The organism is Azospirillum baldaniorum (assembly GCF_003119195.2).
Lineage (GTDB): Bacteria > Pseudomonadota > Alphaproteobacteria > Azospirillales > Azospirillaceae > Azospirillum > Azospirillum baldaniorum.
The window spans coordinates 1,429,322-1,448,844 of the sequence record NZ_CP022254.1 but is presented as its reverse complement, the minus strand read 5'-3'; the positions used below and the strand labels follow the sequence as shown (position 1 = coordinate 1,448,844).

Below are 19,523 nucleotides of genomic sequence, written 5' to 3'. Positions count from 1 at the left end.
CGCTCAATCCTCCGCCGCGGCCGTGCGGACGGTTCCCAGCAATTCGGCCAGGGCCGTGCCGCGCCGGGCGCGGGTCATCTCCACCAGACCCAGCTTGGACAGGCCATAGACCTGGGTCTGCGCCGGGTCGTCCTCCACCGCGCGGGACAGGGCGTTCAGCAGCCGTTCGGCGTCGCCCCGGTTGCGCATGTTGACGAAATCGACGACGACGATCCCCCCGGCGTTGCGCAGGCGCAGTTGCCGGGCGATCTCCGCCGCCGCCTCCAGATTGACATCCAGCGGGTTGCCGCGCTCCCCCGCGTTGACGTCCACGACGGTCATCGCTTCGGTCCGCTCGATGACCAGCGACCCGCCGCCGGACAGCGGCACCCGCGTGCCGAGCAACGTTTCGATTTCAGCGTCGAGGTCGCGCAGGTCGAACAGCCGTTGCCGGCCGCCCCCTGTTCGATCAGGGCACGGCGCGGCAAGAAGCCGGGCGTCGAAGGGCTCCACCCGCTCCTCCAGGTCCGGTGCACGGTCGGCGCACCAGTCGGCGAGGTCGCGGGCCAGGGCCACGTCGTCCACGATGATCCGCGACGGAGCGGTTGCCCCATGCTCGATCAGGGCGCGGCGCGGCGCGTCGGGACCGGTCAGCAGCAAGGAGGGGCCGCCGCCCCGCTCCGCCGCGTCGCGGATGGACCGCCACGCCAGATGCAGCGCGTCCGACTCCGCGGCCAGCAGCCCGTCCGGCGCGGTGGCGGCGCCCGCCCGGACGATCCAGCCGGCGCCGGGGGCGATGTCCTGGATGCGGCGGGCCAGTTCGGTGCGCTCCGGCCCGCTGCCCAGCCGCTTCGACACCGCCACGTCGCGTCCCAGCGGCGCATGCACCAGGAAACGGCCCGGCAGGGTGATGTCCATGGTCAGGGACGGCCCCTTGGCCCCGGTGGCGTCGGCCTTCACCTGCACCAGCACGGTCTGGCCGGTGCGCAGCAGGTTGCCGATCCGCTCGCCCTTGGCCTTCGGACGCCCCTTCGGCCCGCGGGCGTCCAGTGCGGAGAGCAGGCCCGACTTGCCGGTGCCGAGATCGACGAAGGCGCCGTCCAGCCCCGTCGCGATGCGCTCCACCCGGCCGAGGAACACATGGCCCAGCAGGGAAGGCCGCTCGGCATGGTCGATGTAGAGGTCGGTCAGCCGTCCGCCGGTCAGCACTGCGGCCCGCGTCAGCGGACCGTCGCGGTCGATGAGGATGTCCGATCCGGTCCCGCCCGCCGGGCCGCTCACGGCAACGGGAACCCCGCGCCGCGCAGCAGCGCCGCCACCTCGAACAGGGGCAGCCCGACCACGTTGCTGTAGGAGCCGCCGATCCAGCGGACATGGGCCGCCGCCCGGCCCTGGATGGCGTAGCCGCCGGCCTTGCCCTGCCATTCTCCGGAGGCGATGTAGGACTCGGTCTCCTCGTGGGACAGCGACTTGAAGGTCACGTCGGTGCGCACCAGCCGATCCGACCGGCGCAACACGTCTCCTTCCCCCGCTTTCCCTTCACCCGTGGGCGACAGCAGCACGACCCCGCCGAACACCCGGTGCCGCCGCCCGGACAGCAGGGCGAGGCAGGCGCGCGCCTGTTTCTCCTCCTCCGCCTTGGGCAGGATGCGGCGGCCGCAGGCGACCACCGTATCGGCGGCCAGCACAAAGGCGCCGGGGTGGCGCGCGGCCACGGCGGCGGCTTTCTCGCCGGCCAGACGCAGCGCGTGCTGGGGCGGAAGCTCCCGCGGCAGGGGCGATTCGTCGATGTCTGCGGGGTCGACCGCGTCGGGCACCACGCCGATCTGGCGCAACAGGTCGAGCCGGCGGGGCGAGGCGGACGCCAGCACGAGCCGGTGGGTGGTTTCGGTGCTCATAACGCGGGGAGGATGGCCGACGGTGGAAACCGGTTCAACGCGGGAAACCGGTTCAATCACTTGAACCGGAACGTGATCCGGCCCTTGGTCAGGTCGTAGGGCGTCATCTCGACGTTGACGCGGTCACCGGCCAGCACGCGGATGCGGTTCTTGCGCATCTTGCCGGAGGTGTGCGCCAGCACTTCATGCTCGTTGTCGAGCTTCACACGGAACATCGCGTTCGGCAGCAGCTCGACGACGGTTCCGGAGAACTCGATCAGATCTTCCTTAGCCATAGCCCCTTAAGTCCGTAACAGTTTCGAGGCAATAACTGACCTCCCGAAGCCGCCCGGTCAAGGGGGATTCCACCGGGGGCGGTGAGCCTCCGGCGTGGGGGTTGGCCAAAGCCTTCCAGATGGGACGGAAACAGCCGGCGGTTCAGCCGAACGGGTTTCCGTCGCCGTTTTCATACTCCCCCGCGCCGTCCGCGTCCATGCCCGCGGTGCCGCCAAGGGCCGCCGACTGGAAAGAACTGAGCGGCGACGGGCCGCCATCGAGCCGCAAGCGGGGTTCCGCGGCCTGCGCGATGCGCTCGAACATCTCCTTCTGGTCGGTGTCCATGTGGCGCGTCAGCCGCGCGACGGTCTCCGACGCGGTGAGTTCCCGGCCCGTGGCGCGGTCGTAGAACAGGCCCCGGTTGCTCCGCGCCGCGGCGGGCAGAAGCTCCGCGGCGGCCGCCCTGGGGGACGACTCGGCGGCGCGGATCAGCTTGGCCGCCCCGCCCACGCCCAGCACATAGGCGATGCGGCTCTCGGTTTCCGACACCGGGCGTTTCAGCCGCTCTTCCAGACGGTCGCGCCCCTCGGACAGGTAGCGCGCGGCCATGCCGGCGGAGAGGTCGACGTCGTGGCGCAGCGCCAGGATCTGGCGGCGCACCGTCGGGTCCTTGACCGAGGGAATGCCGTTGCGGCTCTGGATCGCGCTCGCCAGCTCGCCCTGGCCGTAGGCGGAGCCATGGCGGCGGAACAGGTCGAGCCAGGTGCGCTCCAGGAACTGGAACGGACCGGCGGCGGAACTGGAGCGGTTGCGGGCCGCCGGGTCCAGCCCGCTTTCCTGGGTCGCCTGGGCGAGAATGGCGGTGAAGCTGTGGCCCGACAGGCCGGCGACCTGCTGGGCCGCCAGAACCACCCGCCCGGCGGCGGGGCTGTTCGCCAGCGCGGCGCCGATCACCGTCGACTGGGTGCCTGACGCAGCAGCCGTCGCGGCGGCCTCGGGCTTGCGGGCGGGAAACGGCACGCGGGTGCCGTCGGCGAGTTGGATCGGCGCCTCCGGCTTCGCGGCCGGCAGGGGCGGCACCTTCTGCCCGTTGGTCAATCGCCCGCGGGGAACCGGCTGGGCGTCCGCCAGCGCGCTTTGGAACGACCCGCCCGACGCGGCGCCCGTGGAGGAGGGCGGCGCGGGAACATCCGGCTTGCGCTCGGGAAGCGGGACGAGTGGAGGCAGCGCGACCTTCATGGAACACCGGAACCGTCAGACCGGAACCGCTCTCGCGGAACCCTTCGTCGCAGCTTTAGCACAAAAGCCTTAATTTTTCTTAATCATTGACCGGGATCGGCGCGGAGGATTCAATCGCCCGGCGTGTCGGCCATGCGGATGGGGCCGGGGCCGGTGTCGACCGCCGTTCGCCGCCCCTCGCCGTTCCAATGGTCGACGGCGGCCAGAAGCCGGCTTTTCTCCAACGGCTTGGCCAGATGATCGTCCATCCCGGCCTGCCGGCAGCGCTCCACCTCCACGGCCAGCACGCCCGCCGACAGGGCCAGGATCGGGATGCGGCCCAGCACGCCGGGAAGCGCCCGGATGCGCCGCGTCGCCTCCAGCCCGTCCATCACCGGCATCTGAACGTCCATCAGGATGAGGTCATAGGTCCGCTCCTGCACCGCGGTCACGGCGGCGGCCCCGTCGGGCACCGCGTCCACATGATGCCCGGCCCGGGTCAGCATGGCGATCACCAGATCGCGGTTCATCGCCAGATCCTCGGCCAGCAGGATGCGCGCGCCACGGCTCGACGGCTGGTGGTTCAGCCCGGCGCCGTCCTGGTCGTCCCGTTCCGGGGCGCTGGCGGGCTGCAGCGGCAGGCTGAACCAGAAGGTGCTGCCAACGCCGGGGCGACTTTCCACGCCGATCTCGCCGCCCATCAGCTCCACCAGGCGGCGGCAGATGGCCAACCCCAGCCCGGTGCCGCCGCGCCCGCGGTCCAACTGGCTGAAGCGCTGGAACAGCTCGCGCTGGCGATCCTCGGGGACGCCGATGCCGGTGTCGCTGACGGTGAAGGTGTAGCGGCGCGCGCCGGCCTCGTCCCCCATGGCCTTGACGGTCAGGCGGACGCTGCCCGTGTCGGTGAACTTCACCGCGTTGCCGAGCAGGTTCAGCAGGATCTGGCGAACCCGGTCGGGATCGCCCAGCACGTAGCCGCGCGCCGCCGCGGAGACGGAGGTGTGCATCTCCAACCCCTTCTGCTCGGCGGCCAGCCGCACGATGGCCTGGCAGCGGTCGGCCAGATCGTCCAGCCGGAACGGCACGCGGACCAGGTCGAGCTTGCCCGCCTCCAGCTTCGACAGGTCCAGCACGTCGTTGATGACGGTCAGCAGGGACCGCCCGGCCTCCCGCACCTGGGAAGCGTAGCGCCGCTGCTCCGCGGTCAGCGGCGTTTCCAGGAGCATGTCGGCGAAGCCGATCACGCCGTTCATCGGCGTGCGGATCTCGTGGCTCATGGTCGCCAGGAAGTCCTCCTTGGCGCGGCTGCCGGCGCGGGCCTCCTCCATGGCGGCGCGCAGCTCCTGCTCGCGCCGCTTCAACCGCCCCGACATGTCGTTGAAGGCGTTGGCCACCAGCCGGATTTCGTCGGGCGCGCCGCGGGCCTCCACCACGGTCCCGACGTCGCCCGCCCCGATCCGGGTCGCCGCTTGGCTGAGAACGCGCATCCAGCGCAGGACCGAGGCGTGGAGCAGCGACCACAGCGCCGCGACGCTGAGCAATCCGGCGATGCCGAGCAGGACCAGCCCGCGCAACAGGTCGCGCTGGGCGTCCGCCACGATCGGCCCGGTCGGCATGCCCACGGCGAAGATGGTGTCGGTTTCCGGGGAATGGCGGAAGGCCCAGATGCGGTTCAGCCCGTCGGCGCTTTCGCCTTCGAACGCGCCGTTGCCCTCGGCCAGCATGCGCCGGATGTGCGGGAAATCCGCCATGCTGCGCCCGACCCAGCCTTCCGGATCGGGCTGGCGCGCGATCAGCACGCCATGACGGTCCAGCACCAGGATGCGCGCGTCGTCCTGCCGCGTCACCTTCACGAGATCGGTCAGCCAGGCCAGATCGATGGCGACGCCCAGCACCCGCTCGATCTCGCCGTTCACCAGCACCGGCTGCACCGCCAGGATCAGCGGCTTCCCCGAACGCTTGCCGATCACCACCTCGCTCAGCACGAAGGATTTGGTGTCCAGCGCCCGCTGGAAATACTCGCGCTCGCGCAGGCTCATCCCGGAGCCGGGGCCGGTCGTGTCGCAGATGAGAAGGCCGTTCGGGTCGGTCACCCACACGCCGGTCGTCCAGCGGTGCTGCCGCGGCATCGGCGCCAGCGTGGCGACGCAGGCGTCGGTGTTGCCGTGGTCGGCGTCGCGGACCGCCGGCACCAGGGCCAGAACGCTCAGCAGGTTCCGCGCCTCGCCGATCAGGTCGCGCTGCCGCTCCACCCCGTCCTCGGTCAGGTGCCGCGACAGTTCCCGGGCGCTGCTCAGGCGCTGGTCGAGCTGCTGGTCGAAGAAGTACAGCGCCCCGGCCAACGGCAGAGCCAGCGACGCCAGCACGACGCCCATCAGTCGTAGCCGGAGACTCCGCAGGCCGGTGGCACGAAACAGGCGGGACGGTAAGCCGGCGAGCATCAGGCGGAGAACCTCTCAGGGACCGCTAAAGTCTAGGGGGCGGCGCGCACGTCATTCGATGATTCATCTCAATAGCACCTCAACCCAACCTTGAAAAAGGACTTCCCGAAATCCCGCCGCCAAACCACCGGATGGTCACACCGTCGGGCCGCGGGACAGGGGGAACCGCTCCTTGATCCTGCCCAGCAACCCGTCACGGACCTTGCGGTAGGCCTCCAGCATGGCCTCGCGGTTGCCGTCCACCAGGGTCGGGTCGAAGGTGTTCCAGAACTCCACGTCGCACGCCATGGTGCGGGTCATTTCGATGGCGCGGTGCTGCGCCTCCGGCGACAGCGACACGATCAGGTCGAAATTCGTGTCCTCCAGATCCTCGAAGCTGCGGCAGCGGTGGCGGGACAGGTCGATGCCCATCTCCTCCATCACCGCCACGGCAAAGGGATCGACCTCGTCCCCCTCGCGCACGCCGACCGAATCGACGTAGACGCGCGTGCCATGGAAATGGCGCATGATCGCCGCCGCCATCGGCGAGCGGATCATGTTGTAGGTGCAGGCGAACAACACGCTCGTCACGGGGAGCGGTTGCAGCACCGGGGCCATGCGCCGCCCGACCCCGTCAGCCGCGGATGTGGAGGACGCAGATCAGCGTGAACAGCCGACGCGCCGTCTGGAGATCCATTTCGACCTTGCCGGCCAGCCGTTCGCGCAGCATCTCCGATCCTTCGTTGTGCAGGCCGCGGCGCCCCATGTCGATCGCCTCGATCTGCGAGGGCGAGGAGCGCTTGATCGCCTGATAGTAGCTTTCGCAGATCAGGAAATAGTCCCGGACGATGGACCGGAAGCCGGTCACCGGCAGGGTGATCTTGTCCAGCGCACTGTCGTCGTCGCGCCGGACGTCGAAGACCAGCCGGTTGTCCTCGATCGACAGATGCAGGTGATAGGGACCGTCGTCCGCATGGTCGCACGGACAGAACTCGTTGTCTTCGAGCAGGTCGAAGATGGCAACCGCGCGCTCGTGCTCCACCTCCGGCTTGCGCCGGATCACCGTCTTCTCGTCGAGCGTCACGTGGACGATGCGGCGGTTGCCCTTCGTGCTCACCCCTGACCTCCCCCCGGCAGGCGCAGCGCCACCGACAGCGCGTGCGCGTCCAGACCCTCCGACCGGGCCAGCGTCACCGCCGCCGGACCGATCGCCTTCACGCTGTCCGCATCGCAGGCGACGAAGGTCGTCCGCTTCATGAAATCGAGCACGTTCAGGCCGGAGGAGAAGCGCGCGGAGCGCGCCGTCGGCAGGACATGGTTCGGGCCGGCGACGTAATCGCCGATGGCCTCCGGCGTGTAGCGGCCGAGGAAGATGGCCCCGGCGTTGCGCACCGTCGCGGCCAGCGCGTCCGGGTCCTCCACCGCCAGTTCCAGATGCTCCGGCGCCAGCCGGTCGATCAGGGCCGGCGACTCGGCCAGCAGGTCGCGCACCACGATGATGGCGCCGTGCTCCCGCCAGCTTTCCCCGGCGATGGCGGCGCGCGGCAGCGTCTCCAGATGCCGGTCCACCGCCGCCGCCACCGCGTCGGCGAAAGCCGGGTCGTCGGTGATGAGGATCGACTGGGCCGAGGTGTCGTGCTCCGCCTGGGACAGCAGGTCCATGGCGATCCAGGCCGGGTCGTTCCGGTTGTCGGCGACCACCAGGATCTCCGACGGGCCGGCGATGCTGTCGATTCCGACCGTGCCGTAGACCAGCCGCTTGGCGGCGGCGACGAAGGCGTTGCCGGGGCCCACGATCTTGTCCACCGGCGCGATGGTCTCGGTGCCGTAGGCCAGCGCGGCCACGGCCTGGGCGCCGCCGATGCGGTAGATCTCGGTGATGCCGCAGCGCTTGGCGGCGGCCAGGACCAGCGGGTTGATCGCCCCGTCCGGGGTCGGCACCACCATGACGATGCGCTCCACCCCCGCGACCTTGGCCGGCAGCGCGTTCATCAGGACGGAGCTGGGGTAGGACGCCGTGCCGCCCGGCACATAGAGGCCGGCGGCGCCGACCGCCGTCCAGCGGGCGCCCAGCCGCACGCCCTGGGCGTCGCGGTAGTCGGTCGTCTCCGGCACCTGGAGGCGGTGGAAGCTCTCGATGCGCTCCGCCGCGGTGTCGAGCGCGCGCAGCAGCTCGTCGCCGCACTGCCCGACCGCCGCGTCCACCTCCTCCTGGGAGATGCGCAGCGTGGCGGGGGTCAGCGTCTGGCGGTCCCAGCGGGCGGTGTAGTCGATCAGCGCCGCGTCGCCGCGCTTGCGCACGTCGTCGATGACGCCGGCGACCAGGACCTGCACGTCCTCGCTGGTTTCGCGCTTGGCGTGGAGAAGCCCCTCGAAGCCCTTGGCGAAGCGGGGGTCCTGGGCATCAAGCCTGACGGGCATTCACAGCCTCCCGGAAGCGGTCGATCCAGCCGGAGATTTCCTCGGGCCGCGTCTTGAAGGCGGCCCGGTTGACGATGAGGCGGGAGGTGACGTCGGCGATGTGCTCGATCTCCACCAGCCCGTTCGCCTTCAGTGTCGAGCCGGTGGACACCAGATCGACGATGCGGCGGCACAGGCCGAGGGTCGGGGCAAGTTCCATCGCGCCGTTCAGTTTCACGCACTCCGCCTGCACCCCGCGCGCCGCGAAATGCTTCCTGGTGACCTCCGGGTATTTGGTGGCGACGCGCACGTGGCTCCAACGCGACGGATCGTCGCTCTCCCCCAGTTCGACCGGTTCGGCGACCGACAGGCGGCATTTGCCGATGCCGAGGTCGAGCGGCGCGTAGATTTCCGGATAATCGAATTCCATCAGCACGTCGTTGCCGGCCACGCCCAGATGGGCGGCGCCGAAGGCGACGAAGGTCGCCACGTCGAAGGACCGGACGCGGATGATGCTGAGATTCGGGATGTTGGTCGCAAAGCGCAGGAGCCGGCTGTCCGCGTCGTCGAACGCCGCTTCCGGCTCGATGCCGGCGTGGGCGAGCAACGGGCGCAGCTCCTTCAGGATGCGTCCCTTGGGCAGGGCCAGAACCAGCGGCTGACTGGCCGACACGTTCGACGACGCATCGGCCGGCGTGCTGGGCGCCGGCGCGCCAAGAGCACGGGTATCGGCGGGCAAAGAACTCTCCTCGGGCTGAACCGCTGCCCGGATATACCACATTCCGCGCCGCCGTCACGGTCTTAGGAGGCATAGCGCGGCGCAGGGCGGCCTTGTTCCTCGATGAAAGGGGTTCCTCGATGAAAGGGGTTCCTCGATGAAAGGGGGAACTCGCTCAGCCGCGGCCGGTTGGATTCGCCTTTCCCTGAATCGAGGACAGGAGCCATGACCCAGGACCGCTCCAACCAGCCGATCAACCCGCATGGCCCGCGGATCGCGGGCGATCCCAGCAGCACGGGCGGCCCCGCGCCGAACGCCGACCCGCGGCGCTCCGACGACGCGCCGACCGGCATTTCCGAACGGCTTCAGGCCGAGAAGGAAGGCCGCCATCCCAAGACAACCACCCCGGACGGCAAACCCTACGCCGACGCGATGGACCCGGACCGCCACGAAAAGGGCAGCGCCACCATCGGCACGCCGGGCGGCTCGGTCTGAGCCCCACGACGGTCCCACCCTCACCCTTCCCTGCAAAGCGGGGGAGGGTCGGGATGGGGGCAAGGGCGGCATCGATAAACCGTGGCGAGCACAAACACCTAACTGCGATGTGAAATATGTATTTTCACACCATCGCTCGCATTTTCCGCCTTGACCGAATGCCCATCGACATTGTAGATAAACCCCCGGACGCCCAAGGGGGGCGCCCCGCGGCAATTTGATCGCCAGCTTGCGCCGCGTCACCAAACGCTAAAGCGCCACGATACCGGTCGTGGAACTCTGACAGGAGTGACCGGAATGACCATGATGACCCTCCCCTCCTCCGCCGATCGGACCGGCACCGCGATGGGCTTGTGTTGCCGAATGCGCAACGCCTCGTGTCGCCGCTGACTTCAGCGCGCCAAGCCATCCAGTCCAGCATCCGATCCGCATGAATCCCGCGCGCCGCAGCGCCGCGGGCCGAGGGAGAACGCCGTCATGAGCACCTCCAACGCCTACGCCATCGAAGTCCAGGGCCGGTCCGCCGGCATCGTCGTCGCCGGCCAGGGCGGCTTCACCTTCTTCGTGTCCGACTGGTCCTTCAAGGACCTGGACCGCAAGACCTTCCGCAACGTCGGACAGGCCGAGCGCGCCGCCAAGCAGTTGGCAGCCCGGCGCTCCGGCGTGCGGCGGCGCTGACCGCGCGCCCGCATTTCACACACCGCCATCGCCCGACCAAGCCATTCCACACCGCGCACAGAGGACCCGTTCCGTGAAAGCCTTTCTGACGTCCATTGTCACCGCCGCCCTTCTCACCGTCTCCACCGGCGCCGGCGCCGCGGCCCTGAAGCTCGGCGTGTCCGCCGGTCCCTATGGCGAAATCCTGGAATACACGGCGAAGATCGCCGCCAAGGAGGGCCTGAAGGCGGAGGTGATCGAGTTCACCGACTGGAACATGCCCAACGCCGCCCTCCAGTCCGGCGACATCGACGCCAACAACTTCCAGCACCAGCCCTTCCTGGACAACCAGATCAAGCAGCGCGGCTACGACATTGTGCCGGTCGCCAAGAGCATCGTCGTGCCCATGGGCATCTACGCGAAGAAGGTCCAGTCGCTGGCCGACCTGAAGGAGGGGGCCAGCGTCTCCATCCCCAACGACCCGACCAACGGCGCCCGCGCGCTGTTCCTGCTGGCCAAGGCCGGGGTGATCGGGCTGAAGGACGGGGCGGGCCTGAACACCTCCATCGCCGACATCGCGTCCAACCCGAAGAAGATCAAGCTGGTGGAGTTGGACGCGGCCCAGCTTCCGCGCTCGCTGGACGACGTTGACGCTTCGGTCATCACGCTGAACTACGCGGTCCTGGCCGGGCTGACCCCGAAGACCGCCCTGGTTCTGGAAGACGACCAGTCGAAATGGCACCTCGTCTGGGCCGTCCGCAAGGATCGCGCCGAGGACCCGGCGATCAAGCGCTTCATCGAGCTGTATCGCTCCGCCGAGGTGCGGGACTTCATCAACACGCGCTTCAACGGCACCATCATCCCGACCTGGTGAGCGCCGCCGGTTGTCATAGCCCTCTCCCCTCTGGGGAGAGGGTGGCCCGGAGGGCCGGTGAGGGGGTTGTGCTTTTGCCGGACGTGGCGCCACGCGCAACCCCCTCACCCTAACCCTCTCCCCAGAGGGGAGAGGGAATCGCGAAAGTGATTCTTTTCAGGAAGCTCCGTCATGACCGGCCCGTTCAGCCGCACCGCCTCGATCTTCGACCGTGGCCTCGCCCCCGACCCCGCGAACCACGTCCCGCTCAGCCCGCTCAGCTTCCTGAAACGCGCGGCGAAGGTCTATCCGGACAAGCCGGCCATCCGCCACGGCCGCCGCACCATCACCTACGCGCAGTTCCACGACCGGGTGCGGCGCTTCGCCGGGGCGCTGCTGCGGGCCGGGGTCAGGCGCGGCGACACGGTGTCGGTGCTGGCGCCCAACGTCCCGGCCCTGCTGGAGGCGCACTACGCGGTGCCGCTGGCCGGCGCGGTCCTGAACGCGCTGAACACCCGGCTGGATGCCGCGGCCATCGCCTTCATCCTCGACCACAGCGAGACCAAGCTCCTGATCGTCGACCGCGAACTGTCGCCGGTCGCCAAGGCGGCGCTCGCCCGGACGGAGCGCCCCATCACGCTGGTGGAGATCGCCGACGAGCAGGCGCCCGACGCGCCGTCGCTGGGTGCCGTGGAGTATGAGGACTTCCTCGCCGCCGCCGACCCCGCCCCCTGGCACGGGCCGGACGACGAGTGGCAGGCCATCGCGCTCAACTACACCAGCGGCACCACCGGCAACCCCAAGGGCGTCGTCTACCACCACCGCGGCGCCTATCTGAACGCGCTGGGCAACGCCTTCACCCTGAACGTCCGGCCTGAGAGCGTCTTCCTGTGGACGCTGCCGATGTTCCACTGCAACGGCTGGACCTACAGCTGGGCGGTCACCGCCGCGGGCGGCACCCATGTCTGCCTGCGCCGGGTGGAGCCGGCGGCGATCTTCGACGCCATTGCGGAGCTGGGCGTCACCCATCTGTGCGGCGCGCCGATCGTGCTGAACATGCTGATCCACGCCCCGGCGGCGGTGCGGCGGCCCGCTCCCCGCCGCGTCATCGTGGGCACCGGCGGCGCGGCCCCGCCCTCCGCGGTCCTCGCCGGCATGGCGACGCTGGGCTTCGAGGTGGTGCACATGTACGGGCTGACCGAATGCTACGGCCCGGCCACCGTCTGCGCTCCGCAGGACGGGTGGGAGGATCTCGACGCCGACGGGCTGGCGCTGCAGTTCGCGCGGCAGGGGGTGAACCATGTCGCGGTGGAGGACGCCACCGTGCTCGACCGCGAGACCGGCCGGCCGGTCCCCGCCGACGCCCAGACCATCGGCGAGATCGCGCTGCGCGGCAACACGGTGATGAAGGGCTATCTGAAGAACCCCGCGGCGACCAAGGAGGCGCTGAAGGACGGCTGGTTCCGCACCGGGGATCTGGGCGTGCTGCACCCCGACGGCTATATCGAGGTGAAGGACCGCAGCAAGGACATCATCATATCCGGCGGCGAGAACATCTCGTCCCTGGAGGTGGAGGAAGCGTTGTACCGGCACCCCGCCGTTCTGGAGGCCGCCGTGGTCGCCCGCCCCGACGACCGTTGGGGCGAGAGCCCCTGCGCCTTCGTCACGGTGAAGCCCGGCGCGGAGCGCCCCTCTGAGTCCGACATAATTCAATGGTGCCGGGACCGCATTGCGCACTACAAGGTGCCCCGCACCGTTGTGTTCAGCGATCTGCCGAAGACATCGACCGGTAAAATCCAGAAGACCGTCCTGCGCGACGCCGCCCGCGAGCTGGGAGAGCGTCGGGAGGCCAAGAGCGTATGATAACCTTCGAACAGCTTCAGAAAACCTACCCGTCCCGCGGCACCGGCCAGCCGGTCCAGGCGCTCGCCGACATCGACCTGACCATCGGGCGCGGCGAGATCTACGGAATCATCGGGCGTTCGGGCGCCGGCAAATCCACGCTGCTGCGCACCGTGAACCTGCTGGAGAAGCCGACGTCGGGCCGCGTGCTGGTCGACGGGGTGGACGTCACCGCCCTGTCGGCCCGCGAGCTGCGCGAAGCGCGGCACAGCATCGGCATGATCTTCCAGCACTTCAACCTGCTGTCCTCGCGCACGGTGTTCGACAACGTCGCCTTGCCGCTGGAGCTGGCCGGGGTGGCGAAGGCGCAGATCCGCGCGACGGTGGAGCCGTTGCTCGACCTTGTCGGCCTCACCGACAAGCGCGACCGCTACCCGGCGGAGCTGTCGGGCGGGCAGAAGCAGCGCGTCGGCATCGCCCGCGCGCTGGCCAGCAAGCCCAAGGTGCTGCTGTCGGACGAGGCGACCTCCGCCCTCGATCCGGAGACGACGACCCAGATTCTCCACCTGCTGGCCGACATCAACAAGCGGCTGGGGCTGACCATCGTCCTGATCACCCACGAGATCGCCGTCATCAAGGAGATCTGCCACAAGGTGGCGGTGATGGAGAACGGGCGGATCATCGAGCAGGGGCCGGTCTTCGACATCTTCGCGCACCCGAAGCACGAGACGACGAAGACCTTCGTCGATCCCGTCATCAACCGCGGCATCCCGGACAGTCTGCGCGCCCGCCTGTCGGCGACGCCGGTGCCGGGGTCGAACATGGTGCTGCGCATCACCTTCACCGGCGAGCGCGCGACCTCCCCGGTGATCAGCGCGATCAGCCGCAAGCTGAACCTGGACCTGAACATCTGGCACGGCCAGATCGACGAGATCCAGGGCGCGCCCTTCGGAACGCTGGTGGTGGAGGCCATCGGCAACCCGCAGTCCATCGAGGCGGCCATCAGCCTCCTGAACGTCAACAAGCTCGGTGTCGAGGTGCTCGGTCATGCTGTCCCCGGAAATCTACGCGCTGCTGTTTAAGGCGCTTCTCGACACGCTCTACATGGTGGCGGTGTCGGGCCTTCTGGGCACGGCGCTGGGCCTTCCGCTGGGCGTGCTCCTGGCCGTCACCGGCCGGGGGGAACTGCTGCAGAACCTCGCCTTCAACCGGGTCGCCGGCGTGCTGGTGAACATGACGCGCTCCACCCCCTTCATCATCCTGGTGGTGGCGATCATTCCCTTCACCCGGCTGATCGCCGGCACCTCCATCGGCACCGCCGCGGCCATCGTGCCGCTGACGGTCGCCGCCGTGCCCTTCATCGCCCGCATCGTCGAGGGCGCCGTGCGCGAGGTCGACCGCGGCCTGATCGAGGCGGCGCAATCCATGGGGGCCACGCCCTTCCAGATCATCCGCAAGGTCCTGCTGCCGGAGGCGATGCCCGCCATCGCGCTGGGCCTGACCCTGTCGGTGGTCAGCCTGATCGGCTATTCGGCCATGGTCGGTGCGGTCGGCGGCGGCGGCCTGGGCGACCTCGGCATCCGCTACGGCTACCAGCGCTTCCTGCCGGAGGTCATGCTGGCCGTGGTCGTCGTGCTGATCGTGCTGGTGCAGATCGTTCAATCGACGGGCGACTGGATCGCCCGCCGCGTCAACAAACGCAACCTGAAGTCCTGAGGAGTTGGAGATGTTCCGTACCCGTGTGCTCGGCGCGGCCTTTGGTCTGGTGGCCGGCATCGCGACCCTGGCGACCGCCGTCGGCGCGTCGGCCGAAGCCCTGAAGATCGGCGTCACCCCCGGCCCGCACGGCCAGATCCTGGAGAAGGTCAAGCCGCTGGCCGCCAAGGAGGGCCTCGACCTGACGGTTCTGGAGTTCTCCGACTACGTCATCCCGAACCAGGCGTTGTCGCAGGGCGACCTGAACGCCAACTCCTTCCAGCACCAGCCCTACCTGGACAACCAGGTGAAGGACCGCGGCTACGAGCTGGTCAGCGTCGCCAAGACGGTGATCTTCCCGATGGGCGTGTACTCGAAGAAGGTGAAGAGCCTGGACGAGCTGCCCGACGGCGCCAAGGTCTCCATCCCCAACGACCCGACCAACGGCGGCCGCGCGCTGCTGCTGCTCCAGGCCAAGGGGCTGCTGAAGGTGAAGGAGAGCGCCGGCCTGAAGGCGTCGCCGCTCGACATCTCCGAGAACCCGAAGAAGCTGCAGATCCTGGAGCTGGACGCCGCCCAGCTTCCGCGTTCGCTGGACGACGTGACCGTGGCGGTCATCAACACCAACTTCGCCATGGAATCCGGCCTGGACCCGAACAAGGACGCCATCGCCCGCGAGGCCAGCGAGAGCCCCTACGCCAACGTCATCGCCGTCCGCAAGGCCGACCAGGACAAGCCGTGGGTCGCCACGCTGGTGAAGGTATACCAGAGCGACGAGGTGAAGCAGTTCATCCTCGACCGCTTCAAGGGCGCCGTGGTTCCGGCCTGGTAATCACCGCCGGCCACAGACAGAAGGCCCTTCCTCCGGACGGGGGAAGGGCCTTTTTCTTTGGTCAGTTGATCACCCGCCAGCTTCCGTCCGGCTGGCGGCAGGCGGTGCCGTAGCCGGGCTGGGCGAGACCGCCGACCATGACCGTCGTCTGGTATTCCCGGCAAAGCTGGCCGTCGCGGGCCATATAGGCCGGGCCGGTCGGGGTGGCGGCGATGGGGGCCGGCGTCGGTTCGGTGAAGACCACCGCGGGCGGCGGGGCCGGTACGGGCGCCGGCTGCACATAAACCACCGGCGGCGGGGCCGGCACCACATAGACCGGCGGTCCGTAGACTGGAGTTCCGTAGACCGGGGCTCCGTAGACCACCGGCGGGTAACCGTGGAAATGCCGGTGGGGCGGCGGATGGTCGGGATAGACCGGGCCGCCGAAGGACAGGAACACCGACGACCGCGCCTGGGCCGCCCCCGGCAGAGCCGTCAGCCCCGCCGCCAGCATCAGGCCGAACACCATGCCACCGCAAACCGCACCCACGCGCCCGGACATGGACCGCACTCCCGCAGGACATCCGCAACAGATATAGTTCTAAAGCTTGAGCCCCGCCACACCGTCGAGAATCGCCCCGTCGGAAAGGGCGCGACGCTCCAGCTTCGCTCCGAACATGCGGGCGTTGGTCAGGTCCGTGTTCGTCAGGTCGCAACCGGACAGGTTGGCGAAGGACAGATCGGCCCCCGCGAAATTCACCTCGCGCAGGCAGGCGCCGCGCAGGTCGGCGTAGCGCAGCCGCGCGCCCGACAGGTCGGAGATCATCGACCGCCTCTCGTCGAAATAGAGCGGGCGCAGGTTGGCCTTGCGCAGATCGGCGTTGTTCAGCTTGGCGAGGCGCAGGTTCACGCCGCGCAGGTCGCCGTTGATCAGCTTGGCCAGACGCAGATCGCCCTTCTCCAGCACCGCGGCCTGAAGCTGCACGCTGGTCAGGTCGAGCCCGTACAGCGTCGCCCCGACCGCCCGCAGCATGGTCAGGCAGGTGTGGGCCAGCGACGGGGCGTGCCGCAGGTCGAAGCCCGACAGGTCGAGCGCCGTCCCCTCCGCTCCGCTCGACCCCACCCAGCGGATGTGCTCGTGCAGAAGCTCGTCCAGCGGACGCCCGAGTTCGGCGACGACGCGGCCGACCGGATCGTCGGTCAGGGCGTCCTCCATGTCGGCGTCGGCCAGCTCCGTCATGACCATGGTGGCACCGGTCAGCACCGCGCCGCGCAGGCAGGCACCGCGCAGGTCGGCCCCCGACAGGTCCGCCCCTTCCAGGTTCGATCCGGTGAAATTGGCCCCGCGCATGGTGGCGCGGACCAGCTTGCACCCGCGCATCAGCGCGTCGGTGAAGTCGGTGTGGATCGCCATGGCCCCGGACAGCCGGGCGTTGGTCAGGTTGGCGCCGGACAGGTCCGCCCCGGAGGCCTCGGTCGGCCGGTCCTCAACCTGGATGATGCGCAGGCTGCCGTCGCGGTCCTTCTCCGCCAGCGAGCCGTCGCGCAGGTCGGCCTCGAACAGGTTGGCGCCGATCAGGATGGCCCCGCGCAGGCAGGCGCCGCGCAGATCGGTCTTGATGAGGCTGGCGTTCTCCAGATTGGCCAGCCGCAGGTCGGTGGCGAACATCGACGCGCAGTCCAGCCGCGCCCCGGCCAGATTGGCGCCGCGCAGGCTGGCCCCGACGAAGTCGGCGTGGGCGAGGTCACGCCCGGTGAGGTCGAGCCCATTCAGGTCGAAAAAGGACAGCGTCGCCCGCGCCCCGCCGATGCGGGCGTTCCGGAACATCTCGTGCCGGCGCACCACCGCGTCGAGCTGGACCTGATCCAGACGGGTGAGAGGACGCTGCTGCATGGCCGTGTTCGCCTCCGATCACGGTTTCAGAGTACCCTTGGCGGCCTTCACGAATGATTAATACAGCCCACAATGGGATGCTTTTCCTGCCGGGGAAAGCGCCGTCCGGCCTTCACGCCGCGGACGACTGGCTTTGCCGCACCGGCACGCGCTCCGCCCCCAGCGCGTTCAGCGCGTCGCGCAGCACGTCGGGGGTGACGGGCTTGTGCAGCAGGCGGCACCCCGCGGCCACGGCCTCGCGGATGCGTTCGGGGCCGGTGTCGCCGGTCAGGATGATGCCAGGAATGGGCCTCCCCTCCTGCTCCGCCGCGCGGGTGACCGTTTCGGCCCCGGTCAGCGGACCCGGCAGGCGGAAATCCGACAGGATGACGTCCGGACAGCGCGGGGCCGCGCGCAGCGCCGCCAGCGCCGCCGGGCCGTCCGCCGCCATCAGCACGTCGTGCCCCCAGCTTTCCAGAAGCAGCTGCATGCCGGCGCTCTGCACCGGGTCGTCCTCGACGATCAGGATCAGGCGCGCCGCCGGATCCTCCGCACGCCCGGCGGGGGCCGGGGCCGCCGCGTCCGTCCGCGATTCGCTGGCCGCCAGCGGGACCATGATGGAAAAGACCGACCCCTGGCCCGGACGCGACCGGACCTCCACCGCGTGGCCCAGCAGAGCGGCCTTGCGGCGCACCTTGGGCAACCCCAGCCCCAGGCCGCGGCGGCGGTCGCGCTCCGGGTTGCCCAACTGCACGAAGTCTTCGAAGATGGCGTCCAGATGCTCCGCCGCGATGCCGGGGCCGGTGTCCCACACCTCGATGCGCAGCCATTGGCCACGCCGCCGGCAGCCGACCACCACCCCGCCCGCCGGGGTGTAGGCGATGGCGTTGCGCAGCAGGTCGCCCAGCATGCGGGTCAGCAGCGTGGCGTCGGTGCGCACCATGGCGTCGCACGCCCGCACCCGCAAATCCAGTTGCTTGTCCGCCGCCAGCCCCCGGAACTCCGACGCCGCGCCATCCAGGACGGTGGCGATGGACACCTCGGCGATGTTCGGGCGGACCACGCCGGCGTCCAGCGTGGCGACCTCCAGCAGCGCGTGCAGGAGCTTTTCCCCGCTGTCCAGCGCCTCGCCCATCTTCTCGGCGATCGACCGCTCGCGCGGCTCCTTCAGCCGCTCCATCAGCAGATGATGGAACAGGCGCAGCGCCTGGAAGGGCTGGCGCAGGTCGTGGTTGGCCGCCGACAGGAAACGGGCCTTGGCCTGATTGGCGCGCTCCTTCTCGGCCAGGGCGCGGACCAGCTTCTGGTTGAGGGAGCGAAGGTCGGCGGTGCGCTCCTCCACCCGCTGCTCCAGCCGGGCGTTGGCGTCGCGCAGGGCGTCGCGGGCCGCCGCCTCGCGCCGCAGGCTGGCCCAGCCGAGCGCGGCCAGCCCGAACAGCGCGACGACGCTGACGCCCACCATCATGAAGCCGTGCTGCAGGCGGCTGCTCCACGGCTCCAGAACGACGGCGCGCGGCAGGGCGACCGCCGCCACCGCCGGGAAGTCGCGCATCCGCTTCAGGCCGATGACCACGCCCTGACCGGCACCCTGCCCGCCGAGCGACCAGTCGCTCTCGCCGCTCTCCGCCCCGGGGTCCAGCGCGGGGAGCGGGCCGATCCCGCTGCCGCCGATGCCGGCCAGCCGCGTGCCGTCCAGGCGGAACAGGCCGGCGACGCTGTGCCGCCCGTCGCTGAAGACGTCGAGAACCGTGTGCAGGCTGGATGAGGGAAGCGCCAGCAGGACCGCACCCTCCAGGGCGCCCCCGCGCCCCGGGATGCGGCGGACCATCAGGATGGAATCCAGCCCGTCCACCTGCCCGTGCAACAGCTCCAGTCCGCCGCCTCCCCCTTGGAGCACACTGGCGATACCCCCGTCGGGATGGATGGTGGGGCCGAACACCGTCCGGCCTTCGGCGTCCAGGATGGACAGCACGCCGAACCGCGACGCCGACAGCGCCTCGCCGAGGGCGCTGTCGGGGAGCGACGCGAACCCGCCTTCCTCCAACCGGTCGGCCACCCGCGCCAGGGCAGCGGCTCCGCCATCCAGCACCGCGTCGGCGTGCCCTTCCAGAAAGGCCGCCGCCTGCCGGCTGCCGCGTTCCGCCCGGTCGAGCGTGTTGACGTAATCGACCAGCGACAGCGCACCCCAGGCCGCACCGCCCAGCAGCGTCATCACCAGGACAATGGCCGCCAGGATGGCCTTGGGATGGAAGTTGAGCAGGGCGTTGACCGAAAGCCGGATCATGGGCGGGGGCGTCTTGGTGAGGCGGATCGGGAGCGGTGCCACCGATCCGCCGGATGCACGATGCCGCCGGGCACCGGCGAAGCCGGGGCCTGGGGCGATGACCGATGTGGATGGTTCAGAATGCG

At 69.8% G+C, this 19,523-nt stretch carries 19 protein-coding genes; 7 read left to right on the top strand and 12 right to left on the bottom strand.

The window, feature by feature from the left end:
* Positions 1-3 precede the first annotated feature (3 nt).
* From Sp245p_RS20835 to hisG, 9 genes are all read right to left on the bottom strand, one after another.
* Positions 4-1,260 (bottom strand): ribonuclease E/G, encoded by a 1,257-nt coding sequence (locus Sp245p_RS20835; RefSeq protein WP_014198197.1) that lies wholly within the window; start codon positions 1,258-1,260, stop codon positions 4-6.
* The gene (locus Sp245p_RS20830) at positions 1,257-1,877 is read right to left on the bottom strand and encodes a Maf family protein (RefSeq protein WP_014198196.1); all 621 of its coding nucleotides are present in this window, start codon (positions 1,875-1,877) and stop codon (positions 1,257-1,259) included. The genes Sp245p_RS20835 and Sp245p_RS20830 overlap by 4 nt, the downstream gene beginning before the upstream one ends.
* A gap of 56 nt (positions 1,878-1,933) precedes the next feature.
* On the bottom strand, positions 1,934-2,152 hold the full coding sequence (gene infA / locus Sp245p_RS20825) for a translation initiation factor IF-1 (RefSeq protein WP_014198195.1): 219 nt from the start codon (positions 2,150-2,152) through the stop codon (positions 1,934-1,936).
* 142 nt (positions 2,153-2,294) lie between these two features.
* The gene (locus Sp245p_RS20820; RefSeq protein WP_014198194.1) at positions 2,295-3,371 is read right to left on the bottom strand and encodes a lysozyme family protein; all 1,077 of its coding nucleotides are present in this window, start codon (positions 3,369-3,371) and stop codon (positions 2,295-2,297) included.
* Positions 3,372-3,481: 110 nt separating this feature from the next.
* The gene (locus tag Sp245p_RS20815) at positions 3,482-5,725 is read right to left on the bottom strand and encodes a hybrid sensor histidine kinase/response regulator (protein WP_244439431.1); all 2,244 of its coding nucleotides are present in this window, start codon (positions 5,723-5,725) and stop codon (positions 3,482-3,484) included.
* Between the two features lie 201 nt (positions 5,726-5,926).
* Positions 5,927-6,388: an arsenate-mycothiol transferase ArsC gene (locus tag Sp245p_RS20810; protein ID WP_014198192.1), complete on the bottom strand. Its 462-nt coding sequence runs from the start codon at positions 6,386-6,388 to the stop codon at positions 5,927-5,929.
* A 16-nt stretch (positions 6,389-6,404) separates the two neighbouring features.
* Positions 6,405-6,887, bottom strand: coding sequence for a UPF0262 family protein (locus Sp245p_RS20805; RefSeq protein ID WP_041812404.1), 483 nt, complete (start codon positions 6,885-6,887; stop codon positions 6,405-6,407).
* Complete coding sequence (gene hisD, locus Sp245p_RS20800; RefSeq protein ID WP_109138810.1) at positions 6,884-8,191, bottom strand: histidinol dehydrogenase; 1,308 nt, start codon at positions 8,189-8,191, stop codon at positions 6,884-6,886. The genes Sp245p_RS20805 and hisD overlap by 4 nt, the downstream gene beginning before the upstream one ends.
* Positions 8,175-8,909, bottom strand: coding sequence for an ATP phosphoribosyltransferase (gene hisG, locus Sp245p_RS20795; RefSeq protein WP_014198191.1), 735 nt, complete (start codon positions 8,907-8,909; stop codon positions 8,175-8,177). The genes hisD and hisG overlap by 17 nt, the downstream gene beginning before the upstream one ends.
* Positions 8,910-9,113: 204 nt before the next feature.
* Here hisG and Sp245p_RS20790 point away from each other — a divergent pair, with 204 nt between their 5' ends.
* The 7 genes from Sp245p_RS20790 (at position 9,114) to Sp245p_RS20760 (ending at position 15,262) form a co-directional block, all read left to right on the top strand.
* Entirely contained in the window at positions 9,114-9,383 is a 270-nt protein-coding gene (locus Sp245p_RS20790) for a hypothetical protein (RefSeq protein ID WP_014198190.1), read from the top strand.
* Positions 9,384-9,860: 477 nt separating this feature from the next.
* The gene (locus Sp245p_RS20785) at positions 9,861-10,061 is read left to right on the top strand and encodes a hypothetical protein (RefSeq protein WP_014198188.1); all 201 of its coding nucleotides are present in this window, start codon (positions 9,861-9,863) and stop codon (positions 10,059-10,061) included.
* A 73-nt stretch (positions 10,062-10,134) separates the two neighbouring features.
* Positions 10,135-10,914: a MetQ/NlpA family ABC transporter substrate-binding protein gene (locus Sp245p_RS20780; protein WP_014198187.1), complete on the top strand. Its 780-nt coding sequence runs from the start codon at positions 10,135-10,137 to the stop codon at positions 10,912-10,914.
* 171 nt (positions 10,915-11,085) lie between these two features.
* Positions 11,086-12,756, top strand: coding sequence for an acyl-CoA synthetase (locus Sp245p_RS20775; RefSeq protein WP_014198185.1), 1,671 nt, complete (start codon positions 11,086-11,088; stop codon positions 12,754-12,756).
* Complete coding sequence (locus Sp245p_RS20770) at positions 12,753-13,817, top strand: methionine ABC transporter ATP-binding protein (RefSeq protein ID WP_014198184.1); 1,065 nt, start codon at positions 12,753-12,755, stop codon at positions 13,815-13,817. The genes Sp245p_RS20775 and Sp245p_RS20770 overlap by 4 nt, the downstream gene beginning before the upstream one ends.
* Positions 13,783-14,451: a methionine ABC transporter permease gene (locus tag Sp245p_RS20765; protein ID WP_014198183.1), complete on the top strand. Its 669-nt coding sequence runs from the start codon at positions 13,783-13,785 to the stop codon at positions 14,449-14,451. Before Sp245p_RS20770 ends, Sp245p_RS20765 begins: the two co-directional genes overlap by 35 nt.
* 10 nt (positions 14,452-14,461) lie before the next feature.
* Positions 14,462-15,262: a MetQ/NlpA family ABC transporter substrate-binding protein gene (locus tag Sp245p_RS20760; protein WP_014198182.1), complete on the top strand. Its 801-nt coding sequence runs from the start codon at positions 14,462-14,464 to the stop codon at positions 15,260-15,262.
* 61 nt (positions 15,263-15,323) lie between these two features.
* On the opposite strand, the gene Sp245p_RS20755 is transcribed toward Sp245p_RS20760, so the two are convergent.
* From Sp245p_RS20755 to Sp245p_RS20745, 3 genes are all read right to left on the bottom strand, one after another.
* A complete protein-coding gene (locus Sp245p_RS20755; protein ID WP_014198181.1) occupies positions 15,324-15,803 on the bottom strand; it encodes a conserved exported protein of unknown function in 480 nt (159 codons plus the stop codon).
* A gap of 39 nt (positions 15,804-15,842) precedes the next feature.
* Entirely contained in the window at positions 15,843-17,135 is a 1,293-nt protein-coding gene (locus Sp245p_RS20750; protein ID WP_014198180.1) for a pentapeptide repeat-containing protein, read from the bottom strand.
* A gap of 112 nt (positions 17,136-17,247) precedes the next feature.
* Entirely contained in the window at positions 17,248-19,398 is a 2,151-nt protein-coding gene (locus Sp245p_RS20745; RefSeq protein ID WP_014198179.1) for a hybrid sensor histidine kinase/response regulator, read from the bottom strand.
* Positions 19,399-19,523: the final 125 nt, after the last annotated feature.